This window comes from Flavicella sp. IMCC45668 (assembly GCF_057219105.1).
Window position 1 is genome coordinate 76,273 of record NZ_CM170114.1, and the last position, 16,910, is coordinate 93,182.

Consider the following 16,910-nt stretch of genomic DNA (forward strand, 5'->3'; position numbering starts at 1 on the left):
CTCTAATTTTTATGATTTTCTTTTTTTGTATTGACCATAGCCAATATAAAGGATTACTAAACCAAGGAAATAGTAGAAGTAAGATTTTAAAGGACCTTCACCGTGGACAGTTGTAAACAGTCTATCCCATCTAACTTTGTTTAGACCCTGACCATAGGTGTCCCAACTGAACCATACAAATACAGGTTTCCCCACTACATGGTCAAATGGTACATACCCCCAATATCTAGAATCTTCGGAGTTGTGACGATTGTCCCCCATCATCCAGTAATAATTCTGTTTGAAAGTGTAAGAAGTAACTTCTTGCCCGTTGATGAAAATTGAGTTTCCTTCAACTGTAAGTGTATTATGTTCGTATTCCGTAATTATTTTTTTATAGAATTCTAAAGATTTTAAATCTAAAGAGACTGTCTTACCTTCTTCAGGGATATAGATAGGTCCCATATTGTCTTTATTCCATTTCATGTCAAGTGATGGGAATACAGCTTCTGCTTCACCCTTAGGTTGAATATTTCTTGTAACGCTCTTGATTTGTTTATTTTTTTTCAATTTAGCCGCATTTTTTTCGTCTAAATTCAACAAATACTTTCTGTTTTGAAGGTAATCCTTTCCGAATTTATTGTAAAGTTGTTTTTCATAAGCTATAGGAAGAACGTATTCCTTATAAGAGGTTCTAGCTTCGCCCGGGCGAACGTGATAAGTGTTGTAAATCATGTTATCACTCATGTTCTTACCATCAGTATCAACTGTATAATAGAATTGAGGTTTTGCACGTTCTGGTAAAATTGAACGTTCACCGTTGATGAAGATATGCCCATCTCTTATTTCTAAAGAGTCACCTGCGATTCCTACGCAACGTTTTACATAATTAGATTTTTTGTCAATTGGTTTTGCAAATTTTCGATCTTGCGTAAAAAATTGTCTAACAGTATCTGCTGGCCAGTTAAATACAACGATTTCATTTCGTTTTATATTCTGAAAGCCTGGTAATCTAAAGTAGGGTAACTGAAATTTGTTTAAAAATGAGTTTTTCTGATTAGGATCATCATTATAAACATAAGATTTTGATTTTATGAATGGTAATGTATCATGTACCATAGGAGCTGCAATCAATGATGTTGGTGTTTTTGCTCCATAATGAAACTTACTTACAAATAAAAAGTCTCCCACTAATAAAGACTTCTCTAAGGAAGAAGTAGGAATGGTGTAGGGTTGCATTACATAGGTGTGTACCAATGTAGCGGCTACTATGGCGAAAAGGATAGAGCTTGTCCATTCTCCAACTTCGGTTTTAGGAGTAAGACTTCTGTCTTCGATATAACTTACATCGGCTGCATAGTTTAAATAGTACGCATAAAACCCAAGACTGAAAATACTCAGAATCGTGTCAATAGTAGTGTTTTTACCAAAACTTCTTGAGGTTTCAACCCAAACTACAGGAAACATAATCAAGTTAATCACAGGAATGAATAATAAAACCACCCACCATTTAGGTCGGTTAATTATTTGCATCAATACCACGCCGTTATATATGGGAACTATAGCTTCCCAAGGTTTGCGTCCCGCTTTTTGGTATAATTTCCATGTTCCTAAAAAGTGAATTCCTTGGATTACAAGGATTACCACTAGCCATGCCGTAAAAGTCATAAGTTGGTTTTTTTCAAAGGTGCTTAAATATTCGGAGTTAGATTGTTATGGGTTTGTTAAATTCCTAAAACATCTTTCATAGAAAAAACTCCTTTTTTACCAATAATCCATTCTGCTGCAACAACGGCTCCTAAAGCAAAACCTTGTCTGTTATGAGCAGTATGTTTGATGTCTATTTTATCTACTATAGAATCATAAGTAATTAAATGTGTTCCCGGAACCTCAGGACTTCTAATCGCTGAAATTGGGATACTGTTTTCTTGAGTTGCTTTATCTAATTCCCATTGCGTGTTTTTAGTGTGTTCTATCACTCCTTCCGCAAGGGTAATAGCAGTACCACTTGGTTCGTCTAATTTTTGTTTGTGATGTATCTCTTCCATAGAAACGTTGTACTGATCTAAGTTAGACATCATTTTTGCTAATTGCTCGTTCAGTTCGAAAAAGATATTAACTCCAAGGCTATAGTTTGAAGCATAGATAAAAGCACCTTCTTTTTCTGAGCATAAGGTTTTCATTTCTTCAAAACTATCTAACCATCCAGTCGTTCCTGAGATAATCGGAACCTGATTGTTCAAGCAATTACTAATATTTGATACTGCAGAGTTAGGAATGCTAAAATCGATTGCAACATCAGCAACAGAAATATCATATTCTGGACTGTCTTTGTCAATTGTTAATACTATTTCATGTCCTCGGTCCAAAGCAATTTTCTCAATTGTTTGTCCCATTTTTCCGTATCCTAATAATGCTATTTTCATCTTAAAAATTATAATTAAAAGTAAGTCCAACAAATGGCTTGTTATCGTTGGGATCACTATATATTTGTGGGTCAAATGATATTTTATCATTGACATTAAATTGTAAAAGATGCGCGCTAACACTCGCATCTACTATTTGTAAAACATAAAAACCAATAAATAATAGTAATGATGTTTCTCTATTTTGTTTTAACGTTTTTTGAGCGCTAATAAGACCTTCTCTCGAAATTCTTGTTGAACCGTCATCATTTGTAAACTCATCTTGATATCCAGCTTCTCTAATTTTAAAAGCCGTTCGATATCTTTTATAAGATTCATTATTGATTGTAAAATAATACATACTTGTCGCCATGGCACCATAAACAAAAGGAACTTTCCAAGCTTGTTTATTGTATACTTGCCCAAGACCAGGTAATATTGCCGAATAAAATGAAGCTCTAGCGGGTGTTAATGGGTTATAACCTTCCGATTTAATGATATCTTCACTTGTAATTTGCGGAGTAGTATCCTGAGCTTTAAGAGTTCCAAAACTAGTGACAACTAATAAAACAACAATGTATGTGTATTTTGTAAACACTTATTCCAGTAGTTTTTTTATTCTATTGAAATCTTCTTCAGAATGGAAAGGAATTGAAATTTTACCTTTTCCTTTGGCATTTACAGAAACTGAAATTTTATGTCCGAAAAATTCACTGATGGTTGGTACACCTGATTTTACAAAAGACGGAACTACTGTTTTGCTTGTCTTTTTAGTTTGCGAAACATTTTTAAGTTCTTTAACCAATTCTTCGGTTTGACGAACAGAAAGCTTGTCTTTTAAAATTTTCTCATAAATAACAAGTTGTTCATCAATAGATTCAACATTGATAAGCGCTCTACCATGGCCCATAGATAAAAAACCATCTCTCATTCCCGTTTGAATGATAGGATCTAGTTTTAATAATCTTAGGTAATTAGTAACAGTAGATCTTTTTTTACCAACGCGTGTACTCAATTCCTCCTGTGTAAGTTTTATTTCTTCAACCAGTCTTTGATAGGACAAAGCAACCTCGATAGGATCCAGGTTTTTTCTTTGGATATTTTCAACCAAAGCCATTTCCAACATTTCTTGATCGTTGGCAGTTCTGATATAGGCTGGTATTGTTTTGTTACCAATCAGTTTAGAAGCTCTAAAACGTCGCTCACCAGAGACTAATTGAAAACTATTATTCTCTAGTTTTCTAACGGTGATGGGTTGTATAACTCCAAGTTCTTTGATGGAATTTGATAGTTCTGTTAATGCCTCTTCATTAAAATAGCTTCTAGGTTGAAAAGGATTGACTTCAATATTACTTAGCTCTAGCTCAATGATATTTCCAACAGATTTTTCTGTGGATTCAGTTGTAGTAGAGTTTTCATTTAACAGTGCAGATAGTCCTCGACCTAATGCCTGTTTTTTGGTTGCTTTTGCCATTACGAGTTCTTTTTTAATACTTCATTAGCCAAACTGATATAGTTCTCGGCACCTTTACTAGTGGCATCATATGCAATGATACTTTCACCGTAACTAGGCGCTTCTCCTAAACGAGTATTTCTTTGAATAATTGTATTAAAGACCATTTCATTAAAATGCTTCTTAACCTCTTCTACTACTTGGTTCGATAAACGTAACCTAGAATCAAACATAGTAAGTAATAGACCTTCAATATCTAAATCAGAATTGTGAATTTTTTGAACACTTTTAATTGTGTTTAACAATTTACCTAATCCTTCTAGAGCAAAATATTCACATTGAATAGGAATAATTACCGAGTCAGAAGCGGTTAAAGCATTTAAAGTAATCAATCCTAGAGATGGAGCACAGTCAATTAAAATATAGTCATAGTCGTCTTTTATTTCTTCCAAAGACTGCCTCAGCATGTATTCTCTATTTTGCTTATCAACAAGTTCAATTTCAATTGCAACAAGATCGATATGTGCAGGAATAATATCTACATTAGGAGAACTGGTAGCCTGTATTGCATCTTTGGCTGATACCGTATGTTCCAAAATTTGGTAAGTTCCTGCCGTGATCGTTTCAATATCAATACCCAATCCAGAAGAAGCATTCGCTTGAGGATCAGCATCAATAAGTAAAATTTTCTTTTCTAAAACACCAAGTGACGCCGCTAGATTAACTGTTGTAGTTGTTTTTCCAACACCTCCCTTTTGGTTAGCAATAGCAATGATTTTTCCCATTCAAATATGATATTATAAAAATCAAAAATACGATTAATTATGAGTTAATAAAAGGTAAGATGTTAACAAACTTGTAAAGTATTTTTAAAGAAAAAAAAACCGACCTATAAGGTCGGTTTTTGTAAAGTTATAGTCTGTTATTTCTTTGCAAATTCTTCTTTTTTCTTGTCAAATTCAGATTTCTCAGCTCTAGGCCAAAGGTTGTTTTCAACATTCACGTCTGCAGTTTCTAAATTTGGATCAATTTGTATGCTAGTAATTGCTTTTTTAGAGGCCACTACTTTATTGACTTCCTTGTCATTTTTACTCCAAATTTGAGCAGGATATGTTTTAGATTCTTTAGTACCATCTTCGTATGTGTATTCTACAATGATTGGCATTACTAAGCCTCCTGGTTTTTCAAAAGTAATTTCATAAAAATAACCTGGGATTTCAGCATCTGCTACATTTTCATAGTTTGTATCTATATAATCTTTCAGTATTTTGATATCCAAAGGACTTTTAGGTTCTCCTTCTGTTTCTGGATCTGTAGATAAATAGATTCCAGGTCTAATTTGTTCTACAGGGATACCATATTTTTTAGCCAACTTGATAATATCTTGTGTTGGTTTACTTGTAACTCTGTATTGACTTACAGATTTTACACCAATGTCTGTGAAATCTGTAGTGTAGAACCAACCTCTCCAAAACCAATCTAAATCAACGGCAGAAGCATCTTCCATGGTTCTGAAAAAATCCTCAGGAGTTGGGTGTTTAAACATCCATCTTTGAGCGTATGTTTTAAAGGCATAATCAAATAACTCATGTCCCATAATTGTTTCTCGCAATAAATAAAGTCCTGCTGCCGGTTTTGTGTAAGCATTTGGTCCAAATTGGTGCACATTATCTCCTTGTGTCATGATTGGGGATATGTTGCTTTGATCTCCATCCATGTAAGGAATAATATCTTTTGGTAAATTACCCGTATTGAAATTTTCATCGAAGGATAGCTCAGTTAGTGTTTCAACGAACGAATTCAATCCTTCATCCATCCATGTCCATTGGCGTTCATCAGAATTTACAATCATAGGAAAAAAGTTATGACCTACCTCATGTGTAATGACACCAATCATGGCATCTCTCGTTCTGTCGTCATAAGTTCCATCCGGTCTTGGTCTACCATAATTCCAACAAATTTGAGGGTATTCCATTCCTTGGTTTTTAGAATGTACCGAAATCGCCTTGTGATATGGATAATCAAAAGTATATGAAGAGTATTCTTTTAAGGTATGCGCTACAACCTTAGTTGAATATTCTTCCCAAAGGGGATTTCCTTCTTTTGGGTAAAGCGAATAAGCCATAACTGTTTTTCCGTTAATGTCAACAGCCATTCCATCCCAAATAAATTTTCTCGAAGATGCAAAAGCAAAATCTCTTACGTTTTTTGCATCAAAACTCCATGTTTTAGTCTCAATACTATTTTTCTTTTCTGCTTCTATAGCTTCTTCTTGAGAAACAATAATCACTGGTTTGTCAAATGAGTTTTTTGCTTGCTCTAACCTTTCTAATTGGGTTTTTGTTAAAACTTTTTTAGGATTTGTTAAAACACCAGTTGCATTTAAAATATGATCTTTTGGAGTAGTAATGTTCACAAGGAAGTCTCCAAATTCTAAAGCAAATTCACTTCTTCCCCAAAATTGCATGTTTTGCCATCCCTCAACGTTATTGTAAACGGCTAGTCTAGGGTAGAATTGTGCAATTACGTATAAATTGTTTCCATCTTTCTCAAAATGTTCATAACCTGATCTATCTCTTTGTGGAACATGGTTGTTGATATTATACCACCATTTTATTTGAAATTGAAATTTTTTACCTGAAGCCAAAGGTTTCGGCAATTCGATTCGCATCATTGTTTGGTTGATCTTGTAGGAAAGAGCATTGCCCTTTGCATCTTGTACATGGATGATATTGAAACCTCCATCAAATGGCTTGTCTATAAAGTCCGCAGCAAATTTTTCAGGACTGTATAGGATTTCCGGACCACCTCCTTTTATATCGGGAGATTTTGAATCAAGGGCTCTTTTGTTTTGATCTAGTTGTACCCATAAGTATTGTAATTCATCTGTCGAGTTGTTATGGTAGACGATAGACTCATGACCACTTAATTTTTGGTTCGCATCATCTAAAACAATATCCATTTTATAATCAACTTTCTGTTGGGTGTAATTAACACCTGGTGCTCCGGAAGCCGTATGTTGGCTATTAGGAGTTGCAAATTCATCTTTTAATTGTTTGAATTTGTTTGTATTTGTGTGGCCAGTTTTTGTTTCCGTTTCTTGGGCAATTCCCGAAATACTCATTCCTAGCAGGAATAAGGTTACGATAGAATAGATTTTTTTCATTGGATTATTTTTGTGTAACAACAAATGTATTAATAATTAAGATAGGCTTCGTTAATAATTTATTAAAGCCACAGTTTGTTTTTTTGTTAGAATAAAACTTTTGTTTTTATCGTAAATATTCAATTTAACGATGTTTTCTTGCTGCGGGAGTGTTTTAAATAAGATAGTGTTTTCTATTTTTAATTTGTGAATGTTTTTTATATTCAAAATTTCAAGATAAAAAACGGCCATATCATCTGTATATTCTTTCCCAATATAATTGAGATAGCATTGAGTTTCATTAATTTCAACTAAAAAATTGGTATTCAAATATGAGGTGTAGATGCTATCTATATTTTTTGGTTCTCTTTTTGTCCCAAGTTCTATATCAGACTTGTTGGTTTCGTTTATTTCTTGTTGTAAATCATCAATGAATACTCTTAGGGTTAATTGAATAGATTCTTGATTTGGAACATATTTTACATGAGAAATACTCATGTAATATTTGTGCATTGTAAAAGCGCACAGTACAAATGTGAGACTGAAAAACAAGTATCGAAATACCCTCATAAAAGTTCAATTTAGCAGTAAAGATGCATTTTTCTTTGAAATATTTAATGACTAAATTTGAAAAATTCTTAAAAAATAAAAAATAATGAAAAATTTAATTTTGGCCGGTTCTTCTAGTATACACGGAAGCGGGTACTTAGAATATTTAGAGCCAGAATTAAAGAACTTATTTCAAGGGGTGTCAGAAATTGTGTTTATTCCCTATGCAAGACCTTCTGGTTTGTCTTATAAAGAATATACTACTATTGCAGCAAATGGTTTTTCTAAGTTGGGAATAAAGGTAAAAGGGATACATGAGTTTGCAAATCCTGCAAATGCTATAGAGAACGCTCAAGGGATTTTTGTAGGAGGAGGAAATACATTTGTTTTGGTTGCAAAATTGCAAGAATTGGATTTAATGAATCCACTAAAAAAATCTATTGATAGGGGAGTGCCTTATTTAGGAACGAGTGCTGGTTCAAATATTTGTGGAATCACTATGCAAACAACTAATGACATGCCTATTACGATGCCACAAAGTTTCGATACTTTAAAAGTGATACCCTTTAATATAAATGCACATTTTATAGAAGCGGATGAGAATTCAACTCATAAAGGCGAGACTAGAGAAACACGAATAAAAGAATATCATATATATAATGATACTCCAGTGATAGGATTGCAAGAGGGGAGTTGGTTAGAGGTAAGTGATTCTAAAATAGTGTTACGTGGCCTGTTGAAAGCTTTTTTATTTCAAAAAGAAAGGGAAACTATCTTGATACAGCCACAAATGTCTTTTTAACCCAAATTTTTATTATAGTAGTAATTGGTAAAAAATGACATATCGTCTAAACTATAGAAGATATGTTCTAATCTTGCTAGTTGATTGATTTTCTATGCGTAAGGTTTTTATCTTTGGTTAGGTAATACCCTATGTTATATTTATCATTATGAGAAAATCACTATTTATATTATTTTTCTTGACACAAATTTTGTCATTTTCACAAGAGAGAAATTATTTTAAAAAACTTCAAACCCAAAGAGTAGAAAGTGACCCTAGTGTGAAATGGACAGTGATTGGTCCTGGAACTTCAGGCTACAGTGAGGAATTAAATATTCACCCCTTCGATAGCAATACCATGTTTTTAAACTATGATATGGGGAATGGATATGGTACTTGGAATAAAGGGGATTCTTGGCAGACCTTAAATGATTTTGATGGGCTAGGGAGTAAGATTAAACCTTATAAAACAGCATTCTCTTCTTTGAACCATGATTTTGGGATTATGAAAGGTGCTTCAGGAACTATTTTTACAACGAATAATCGAGGTAGATCATGGACAGAAATAAAAGGGTTTCCTAGCAAAAAGAAATTTAATGCTATTGCCATAGATCCATTTGATGATCAGGTGTGGTATGTTGGTGCAGGACAAAGTTGGAGAGTGAAAGGGGTACACAGAAGTTTAAAAAATCCTCATGGCAATTCCTATAGAAATACAGAATATGGTTTTATTTACAAAACTACTGATGCAGGTAAAACTTGGACAAAAATAATGGAGGGCATTTCTGAGGCATTAGATGTAACGAGAATTATAGTTGATCCTAGAAATTCAAATAATTTATACGTACTTACGAATTATGGGTTTTATACTTCTAATAATGCGGGAAAGAGTTGGAAGGAACGAAAAACGGGGTTACCTTTTAATGATGCGCGCGATATACAGATGTATTTCAATAAGAAAACGAATCAGTTTTATTTGTATTTGTTGCTACAAACTCATTATGAAGGTATCGAAGGTTCAATAAAAACAACCGGTGGGATTTATAAAAGTACAGACAATGGTGTTACTTGGAATTCTATTACCGGAAATCTTGCGATTGATATGAGTCAGATTTCAGATTATCCATCAAAGAATTATTATTACAGAACGGTAGCATTTTGGTTAGGGATTTCGATCAAAGAATTGAAGCAGAAATACCCAAAGTTGCCAAAATCAACTATGCCAGTGTACAATAGATTAGTGGTAAACCCCTTAAATCCCAATGAAATTTATATTTCAAACAATATAAAGCATGATTTTAGTTTTTCTCCATCAGAATTAATGAAAACAGAAGACGGAGGTAAAACTTGGTTTGTTTGTGCTAGAGCGGGTAACTATTGGAAACATAAAGTTGATAAAGAGTACTGGGCAAGTAGAAATAATCCTTTAGGTGGGAATATGAATTTCTCTCATTTAGATGCTACAGCAAATTCAGAAGGAAGTTCTAAAGCTTTTAGGGATTTGCAGATTAATTCGAAAGGAGAAGTGTTTACAGTTTATGATCAGCAACTTTTTATCTCTAAAAATAATGGTAAAACTTGGGAACAAAGAGATGATATAGAAACTGAAAAAGGAAATGGGCATTGGGTAGGTCGTGGAAATAGTAATTTGCCAGGATTTGGATTGAATGTGGATACTCAAAGAAAAGGGGAGTATTTGTTTGCATCGGAAGAGCATGGAATATGGCAATCTACAACGGATGGTGATAAGGTTTATAAAGGTGCTGTTGCTATGAAACAAATAGAAGGACAAACTCAGGAAGTTTCTAAAGAAGAGAAAAGAGCAACGAGTGCACCAGAAATATCGATAGACCCAAATGACCCTGCTGTATTTTATATATTACCAAATAGACAAAATCATGCAGGAACTCTTAGAAAGACTACAGATGCAGGTAAAACATGGTTTAATGTTCCCGAGGAACCTATTGTAAAGTTCAATAAAGCTGGTGTGTTGTTTATGTTTAGTCATATTATTGATAAAAAAGATTCCAAAAGAATGTTGTTTACAATACCATCTCATACCCAGCGAGGCTGGCATACGGCCAAATGGATGGTCAATGGATATTTAAGGATGACGGATTTTAAAGATTTTGGAGCGTATTTAAGTAGGGATGGAGGGAAATCTTGGAGTTTAAATAATGAAGGCTTACCTGAGCAGCCGAATGTAATGCAAATGACCTATGATGAGAAATATAAAAACATTTATGCAGGACTGGGAACAGGTTTTGGTAAAAAGCCGGGTGGGTTGTTTAAAAGCGTTAATGATGGTGAATCATGGATACAAATGAAAATTCCGAATAAAATTAAAACAGTTGGTTTTGTAGAGGTCGATAAGAAAGGTGTAATTTATATAGCTTGTGGTGAGGGTGAAGCCAAGCTAGGAGAAGGAGGTGTTTTTAAAAGTAAAAACAAAGGTAAATCTTGGGAGAAAATATTTGAGATGCCTCATGTAAAGATGGTTAAAGTATCTCCTTTGAATTCGAAAATGATTGCAGTAATTGTTGCCCCTGGTAAAAGTGTTAAATTTTTAAATAGTGGAATTTATCTAACAAGAGATGGTGGTAAAAGTTGGTATAAACATAATTATGGTTTGGGACAAGTAGATAAAATAACGGGGTTTGAATTTGATCCTTTTGATAAAGATGTTTTTTGGACATCATGTCATGGAAGTGGATTTGCAAAAGGTATTTATACGAAATAAAAAAAGCGATTGAATTTTATTCAATCGCTTTTTTTTATTTTTAAAAATAGGCTTAATAAGGTATTCTATCCGTTATTTTTAATCCGTAACCAGTCATTCCAACTCTCTTTTTAATCGTGTCAGAGTTAGATATTAATTTAATGTTATAGATGTCTAAATCATGTAGAATTTGAGCTCCAATACCAAAATCTTTATCGTCCATACCTTTAGAACTTGGTTTAGAAGTAGATTGTGTATTCTTGTTTTTTAGATTCTGTAGCCTTTGTAAAAGGTTAAAAGATTGTACTTCTTGGTTGATAAAAACAACAGCACCCTTTCCTTCTTTTTCTATCAGTCCAAAAATACTTTGAAGCTTGTCATCAATGTTATTCTGAAGTGTTCCTAAGATGTCATTTCCAAAAGAATTTGGAGTTACTTTAACCAACACTTCATCCGTTTTTTTCCAACTTCCTTTTGTAATGGCAATATGGATTTGATCATTTGTAGTTTGGCTGTAAGCTCTTAGTCTAAAATCTCCAAAACGTGTAGATACATCAAAGTCTTCTACTTTTTTAATTAAAGAATCATGTTGCATTCTATAAGAAACTAAATCTTCAATAGAGATCAGTTTAAGGTCAAATTCTTTTGCTACCTTTTTTAATTCAGGTAAACGGGCCATGGAACCATCTTCATTTAGTATTTCAACTAAAATACCAGAAGGATCTAAGCCTGCTAAACGCGCTAAATCTACCGCAGCCTCAGTATGTCCTGTACGTCTAAGTACTCCACCTTTTTTAGCTTTTAATGGGAAAATATGTCCAGGTCTACCAAGATCTATAGGACGTGTGTTTTTGTCCGTTAAAGCATAAATTGTTTTAGATCTATCATGCGTAGAAATTCCAGTTGTACATCCACTCCCAATTAAATCTACTGAAACTGTAAATTGAGTATTGTGTAAAACGGTATTGTCGTTCACCATCATGTTAAGACCTAATTCTTCACAGCGCTCTTCAATTAGAGGTGCACAAATCAACCCTCTACCATATTTGGCCATAAAGTTGATCATTTCTGGAGTTACTTTTTCTGCAGCTGCAATGAAATCTCCCTCATTCTCTCTGTCTTCATCATCTACTACAATTACTACTTTTCCAGCACGTATATCTGCAATAGCTTCTTGAATTGTATTCAATTTCATGTCATCTGTTTGTTTGTCCTCTTGTGTCATAACCTTTCCGGTTCTTTTTGTTTTTTAAAACGTTTGATAATTGCCTTTATAGCAAGTGATAGTGCATCGAAGTTAAACGATGCAGTTCCTTTACTAGCTCTTCTTGTAAGGTATATTCCAATAGGGAATATTATCATACTTGAAAGCCATCCGCCAATAGTAGATGAAATAGAGCTTTCTTCGGCTATGTTTTTAGCCATTGAATTGATAAAGAAATAGATTACAAAAATAAGGATAGCCATAACCATAGGCAAACCAAAACCACCTTTTCTTATTAAAAATCCTAAAGGTGCTCCAATAAAGAATAATAGGATACATGATAATGAGAAGGCAAACCTAAAATGGTATTCGTAATCAAATAGGTTTAATATTTTTCGTTTTCCTTTGTAACTTTCTTTGAAAACTTGAATGGTTCTCAAAGGCTTTTTTAGGCTGTTGAGAGCGTTTTGAGTAATTGAAACTTTACCTGTGTTTTTAAAATTTTCAAGTAAGTTTTGACTTAAATCAGATCGGATCAGGCTGTCTGGTCTTTTGTATAATTTATCACCATAGTTTCTTATATAAAATGAAGAAGCTTTGGCATTGATGTAGGTGTCATAAGACATTTTTAAACTATCAGATTGAGAATACAATTGTTTTACATTTAACATCATGTAATGTTTCTTGTATTTTTCTAAATCTAAATCATTACTACTCAAAGATGAGATGTCTATGTTTACTTTGTAAGTTTCAAATTTTGCAGAAGAGGCAGGCATTTTATCTCTGTCAGTTTTCTTCTTTTTTGACTGTGAATGATCTTCAAAATAATAACCATCCGTTAAGTGTAAGGTCATGTACTTACTTCCTGATTCGGTGGTTATTTCTCCTTTTTTAGCTGTGATACAGACATCATTTTTTTTACCTCCTTTTAAGTCGTAAATCCTAACATTTTTCAATAGGTTTTCTTCTGGACCGTATTTTTTTTCAAAATAAATACTATATCCAGGAATCTCCGTATTAAAACTTCCTTCTAACAAAGCAAGCGCAGGTTTCTGTTTTCGCATGTTAAAAAGTAAGTTTCTTTGTTTTAAAGAGGCATACGGATATATATTGTTTAAAAACAGGAAGTTGATAGAACTAATAAACAGCGTTAGAATAATCAAAGGACGCATGATTCTTAGTAAAGGGATCCCAGCTGATTTGATGGCAGCCATTTCATAATTTTCGGAGAGATTCCCCAAGGCCATGATGGAAGATAATAATACTCCAATAGGTAATGCTGTTGGGGTTACATTAAGGCAGGTATACCATAAAAATTTTAAAATATAAGCTATATCAATACCTTTACCCGCAATTTCATCAAAAGCATACCATAAAAATTGCATCACCAATACAAACATTACAATAAAGAATGTCGCAAAAAAAGGTTTTAAAAAACTCTTTATGATGTACTGGTCAAGAATTCTCAAGGAAATAGCTTGTTTTATTTGTTGATTGTAAAGTTCTGTTCAGCGTATTTTGATTCGTCAAAAATAAACAGATTTTTCGAGATATCTTGATTTGCCTTGAATTCTTCTATACGAAATACGGTAACGGTGCCGTTGTTACCAAATTCTTTTATGCTATGAATAATTTTTGTTGTGTTATTAATTCCTAAGATAAAGTATGAAGCTTCGGATTCGCTATCAATAGGAGTTAATTTTATATGTTGAATTTTGGCCCCATCGATAGTTTTTAAATCTTGCCATTCATAGGTGAATCCTTCTTTGTAAAAGAATAATAATTTTGAAGGGTTTAGCATGTCCTCATCAGAGTTACCGTCAATGACATTGATTTCTTCATCTTCCGTTAAAATAACATAAGTATTGTTGTTGTCGTATAGAAAAATATTGTCCATAAATTCAAGGTGGTATTTTTCTCCTTCTGTGTATACGGTCCCAGAAGCTTCTTGAATCATATCAACTTCTTTGTTTTCTAGAACGTAGCTGAATTTTATGTACATGTTTTTAAAGCTCGACATTTTTGAAGATACTTCGTTCAGTAATTGCTCTGATTTGCTTTGCGAATTTACATGGTTAGTAAATAATAAAAGACATAGGGTGCATATGGATATTGTTAGGTTTTTCATGTATTTCTGAGTTTTACGGAACTATTTTTTTTCGTTCGCTAATAATTCGTCTAAAGAAGGTAAGTCAGGGACTGTTACTTGTCTGGCTTTACTTCCTTCAAAAGGTCCCACAATTCCAGCTGCTTCTAATTGATCAATTAATCTACCAGCTCTATTGTAACCTAATTTTAATTTTCTTTGTAATAAAGAAGCTGAACCTTGTTGTGCAATTACAATAAGTTTAGCCGCTTCTTCAAATAATTTATCTCGATCGTCAATATCTATTTCAAGATTCGTGCCACCATCTTCTCCAACATATTCTGGAAGGATATGAGCTTCTGGATATGCACGCTGTGATCCAATAAAATCTGTGATTTTTTCAACTTCAGGGGTGTCAACAAAAGCACATTGAATCCTTATGCTTTCATTACCTCCTGTATATAGCATGTCTCCACGTCCAATCAACTGATTGGCCCCAGATGCGTCCAAAATAGTTTTAGAATCTATCGCAGACATTACCCTAAAGGCAATTCTAGCAGGGAAATTGGCTTTAATCATACCTGTAATTACGTTAACAGAAGGACGTTGGGTAGCTACAATTAAGTGAATTCCGATGGCTCTAGCTAACTGTGCCAAACGAGCAATAGGAGTCTCTACCTCTTTACCTGCAGTCATAATTAAATCTGCAAATTCATCGATAACCAAAACGATATACGGTAAATATTTATGACCGTTTTCAGGGTTTAATTTTCTGGACTTAAATTTTTCGTTGTATTCTTTTATGTTTCTTACCATGGCGGTTTTCAACAAGTCATAACGCTCGTCCATTTCAATACAAAGAGAATTCACGGTATTAACAACCTTGGTTGTGTCGGTTATAATGGCTTCGGCCTCATCAGGTAATTTGGCTAAATAATGACGCTCTATTTTGTTAAATAAAGTAAGTTCTACTTTTTTAGGATCTACTAAAACAAATTTAACTTCTGCAGGATGCTTTTTATAAAGTAAAGAAGTTAGAATACAATTCAATCCAACTGATTTTCCTTGTCCAGTTGCACCCGCCATCAAAAGGTGAGGGGTTTTGGCTAAATCTATAACAACAGTTTCATTAGAGATATTTTTACCTAATGCGATAGGTAATTCCATTTTAGACTCTTGAAATTTAGTAGAAGCAATCACAGAGCGCATAGAAACAATACTAGGCTTGTTGTTCGGTACCTCTATACCAATTGTTCCTTTACCAGGAATCGGTGCAATAATACGAATTCCAAGTGCCGCTAAGGACAGGGCAATATCATCCTCTAAATTTTTAATTTTAGAAATCCTGATACCAGCTTCTGGTACAATTTCATAAAGTGTTACAGTTGGCCCAACGGTCGCTTTTATTTGGGCGATACCAATTTTATAATTTTTTAAAGTCTCAACAATTTTATTTTTGTTCAATTCAAGCTCTTCCGCATCTACGGCAATGCTTTCATTGTATTCTTTTAGTAGATTTAAAGTAGGGAAGGTGAAGCTTCCTAATTCTAATGTAGGATCAAATTCACCAAATTTTTCTACCAAATTATTGGCTAGGTTTTCTTCAACTTTTTCCTCCTTTGCCGTTTCTTCAATGGCAATTGACACATCTTCTTTGGCGGTTTCTTCCTCAGGAATAATGATTTCTAAAGTAGAAGCGGGTTCTTCTTTTATTTCTTCTTTGTCTATTGAAGAATGATTTTTTATGGTTGGCTGTAAGTTTTCAACCGATAATTCAAATTCTGATTTTTTTTGTTCTACACTAACGGATTCCGTTTCTTCTATTGGATCGTTAATTTCTAGGTCTTCTTTTTTAGCAACTTCCTTAATTTCTTCTTCTGCTGCTGCCTCTTCGGGAAGTACATTTTCAAGAACCACGTCTTCTGATTCTTCAGTTGATGCTTTAGAAGAAGTTTTTGTTGTTTTCTCTGGAAACCAAGATTTAATTTTTTCAGGCGTAATTTTAAAACGAATCACGGCATAACAACTGTACCCAAAAATTAAAATGATAGCTAGACCTGTGTTTCCTAGATAAGTAGTTAAGTATTCATTTAATTCAATTCCAATGGTTCCTGCTACAATGCTATATTTTTTACTTAAAAAAGCGAAAGAGGTGGAAACCCAAATCATTCCTAAAATAGCCCAATTAAGCGATTTGAATATTTTTCTAAGATTGATCATTAGAAGCATATATGCTCCAGCCAACATGGTAAGGATAGGAATCATAAAGGAGGCAATACCGAAACCATCATAAATAAAAAAGTGGCTGATACTTGCTCCAATTTTTCCAAGTAAATTTTTTGATTCTATGGATTTATCTGCAAATTCAGATAATAAACTTTGATCTTCTTGCCAAGTAAAGAGAAATGATAAGAAAGAGATAAATAAAAATAAACCGAAGAGAACGGTAAAAACACCAGCAACAGTTTGTACCTGTCTGTTTTTGAAAAATTCTTTAGTTTTTACAAAACGTTCTTTTTTTTCTTTGATTTCTTTTTCTTTCTTAGGTTTTTTCATTCAAAAAATAGCTGAGGTTAGAAGATTGATCTG

Annotated in this window: 13 protein-coding genes; 2 read left to right on the forward strand and 11 right to left on the reverse strand. The window is 33.5% G+C overall.

What is annotated here, in order from left to right:
- Positions 1-9: 9 nt before the first annotated feature.
- The 7 genes from lepB to AC2DZ0_RS00420 all read right to left on the reverse strand — a co-directional run bounded on the left by lepB (position 10) and on the right by AC2DZ0_RS00420 (position 7,552).
- Positions 10-1,647 (reverse strand): signal peptidase I, encoded by a 1,638-nt coding sequence (lepB, locus tag AC2DZ0_RS00390; protein WP_484642972.1) that lies wholly within the window; start codon positions 1,645-1,647, stop codon positions 10-12.
- 56 nt (positions 1,648-1,703) lie between these two features.
- The gene (gene dapB / locus AC2DZ0_RS00395) at positions 1,704-2,405 is read right to left on the reverse strand and encodes a 4-hydroxy-tetrahydrodipicolinate reductase (protein ID WP_484642974.1); all 702 of its coding nucleotides are present in this window, start codon (positions 2,403-2,405) and stop codon (positions 1,704-1,706) included.
- A gap of 1 nt (position 2,406) precedes the next feature.
- On the reverse strand, positions 2,407-2,982 hold the full coding sequence (locus AC2DZ0_RS00400; RefSeq protein ID WP_484642976.1) for a DUF5683 domain-containing protein: 576 nt from the start codon (positions 2,980-2,982) through the stop codon (positions 2,407-2,409).
- On the reverse strand, positions 2,983-3,858 hold the full coding sequence (locus AC2DZ0_RS00405) for a ParB/RepB/Spo0J family partition protein (protein ID WP_484642978.1): 876 nt from the start codon (positions 3,856-3,858) through the stop codon (positions 2,983-2,985). It lies immediately after the preceding gene.
- Positions 3,858-4,622 (reverse strand): ParA family protein, encoded by a 765-nt coding sequence (locus AC2DZ0_RS00410; protein ID WP_484491058.1) that lies wholly within the window; start codon positions 4,620-4,622, stop codon positions 3,858-3,860. The genes AC2DZ0_RS00405 and AC2DZ0_RS00410 overlap by 1 nt, the downstream gene beginning before the upstream one ends.
- Before the next feature lie 137 nt (positions 4,623-4,759).
- A complete protein-coding gene (locus tag AC2DZ0_RS00415) occupies positions 4,760-7,003 on the reverse strand; it encodes a M1 family metallopeptidase (RefSeq protein WP_484642980.1) in 2,244 nt (747 codons plus the stop codon).
- Positions 7,004-7,054: 51 nt separating this feature from the next.
- Positions 7,055-7,552: a DUF6702 family protein gene (locus tag AC2DZ0_RS00420; RefSeq protein ID WP_484642981.1), complete on the reverse strand. Its 498-nt coding sequence runs from the start codon at positions 7,550-7,552 to the stop codon at positions 7,055-7,057.
- 85 nt (positions 7,553-7,637) lie between these two features.
- On the opposite strand from AC2DZ0_RS00420, the gene pepE reads away from it, so the two are divergent.
- Positions 7,638-8,333, forward strand: a complete 696-nt coding sequence (gene pepE / locus AC2DZ0_RS00425) for a dipeptidase PepE (RefSeq protein ID WP_484642982.1) — start codon at positions 7,638-7,640, stop codon at positions 8,331-8,333.
- A gap of 148 nt (positions 8,334-8,481) precedes the next feature.
- On the forward strand, positions 8,482-11,052 hold the full coding sequence (locus tag AC2DZ0_RS00430; protein ID WP_484642984.1) for a WD40/YVTN/BNR-like repeat-containing protein: 2,571 nt from the start codon (positions 8,482-8,484) through the stop codon (positions 11,050-11,052).
- A gap of 52 nt (positions 11,053-11,104) precedes the next feature.
- On the opposite strand, the gene ribB is transcribed toward AC2DZ0_RS00430, so the two are convergent.
- From ribB to AC2DZ0_RS00450, 4 genes are read right to left on the reverse strand one after another with little or no spacing between them, the layout of a single operon-like run.
- Positions 11,105-12,256, reverse strand: coding sequence for a 3,4-dihydroxy-2-butanone-4-phosphate synthase (gene ribB, locus AC2DZ0_RS00435; protein WP_484642986.1), 1,152 nt, complete (start codon positions 12,254-12,256; stop codon positions 11,105-11,107).
- Complete coding sequence (locus AC2DZ0_RS00440) at positions 12,253-13,704, reverse strand: LptF/LptG family permease (protein ID WP_484642987.1); 1,452 nt, start codon at positions 13,702-13,704, stop codon at positions 12,253-12,255. Before AC2DZ0_RS00440 ends, ribB begins: the two co-directional genes overlap by 4 nt.
- A 14-nt stretch (positions 13,705-13,718) precedes the next feature.
- Complete coding sequence (lolA1, locus tag AC2DZ0_RS00445; RefSeq protein ID WP_484642989.1) at positions 13,719-14,363, reverse strand: outer membrane lipoprotein periplasmic chaperone LolA1; 645 nt, start codon at positions 14,361-14,363, stop codon at positions 13,719-13,721.
- A 21-nt stretch (positions 14,364-14,384) separates the two neighbouring features.
- Complete coding sequence (locus AC2DZ0_RS00450; protein ID WP_484642991.1) at positions 14,385-16,877, reverse strand: FtsK/SpoIIIE family DNA translocase; 2,493 nt, start codon at positions 16,875-16,877, stop codon at positions 14,385-14,387.
- Positions 16,878-16,910: the final 33 nt, after the last annotated feature.

Excerpts from the sequence above, each read along its gene's own strand:
- AC2DZ0_RS00450 (WP_484642991.1), bottom strand. The coding sequence starts at position 16,877 with ATGAAAAAACCTAAGAAAGAAAAAGAAATCAAAGAAAAAAAAGAACGT.
- lolA1 (WP_484642989.1), bottom strand. The coding sequence starts at position 14,363 with ATGAAAAACCTAACAATATCCATATGCACCCTATGTCTTTTATTATTT.
- AC2DZ0_RS00415 (WP_484642980.1), bottom strand. The coding sequence starts at position 7,003 with ATGAAAAAAATCTATTCTATCGTAACCTTATTCCTGCTAGGAATGAGT.
- AC2DZ0_RS00405 (WP_484642978.1), bottom strand. The coding sequence starts at position 3,858 with ATGGCAAAAGCAACCAAAAAACAGGCATTAGGTCGAGGACTATCTGCA.
- AC2DZ0_RS00410 (WP_484491058.1), bottom strand. The coding sequence starts at position 4,622 with ATGGGAAAAATCATTGCTATTGCTAACCAAAAGGGAGGTGTTGGAAAA.
- AC2DZ0_RS00420 (WP_484642981.1), bottom strand. The coding sequence starts at position 7,552 with ATGAGGGTATTTCGATACTTGTTTTTCAGTCTCACATTTGTACTGTGC.
- dapB (WP_484642974.1), bottom strand. The coding sequence starts at position 2,405 with ATGAAAATAGCATTATTAGGATACGGAAAAATGGGACAAACAATTGAG.
- ribB (WP_484642986.1), bottom strand. The coding sequence starts at position 12,256 with ATGACACAAGAGGACAAACAAACAGATGACATGAAATTGAATACAATT.
- lepB (WP_484642972.1), bottom strand. The coding sequence starts at position 1,647 with ATGACTTTTACGGCATGGCTAGTGGTAATCCTTGTAATCCAAGGAATT.
- pepE (WP_484642982.1), top strand. The coding sequence starts at position 7,638 with ATGAAAAATTTAATTTTGGCCGGTTCTTCTAGTATACACGGAAGCGGG.
- AC2DZ0_RS00430 (WP_484642984.1), top strand. The coding sequence starts at position 8,482 with ATGAGAAAATCACTATTTATATTATTTTTCTTGACACAAATTTTGTCA.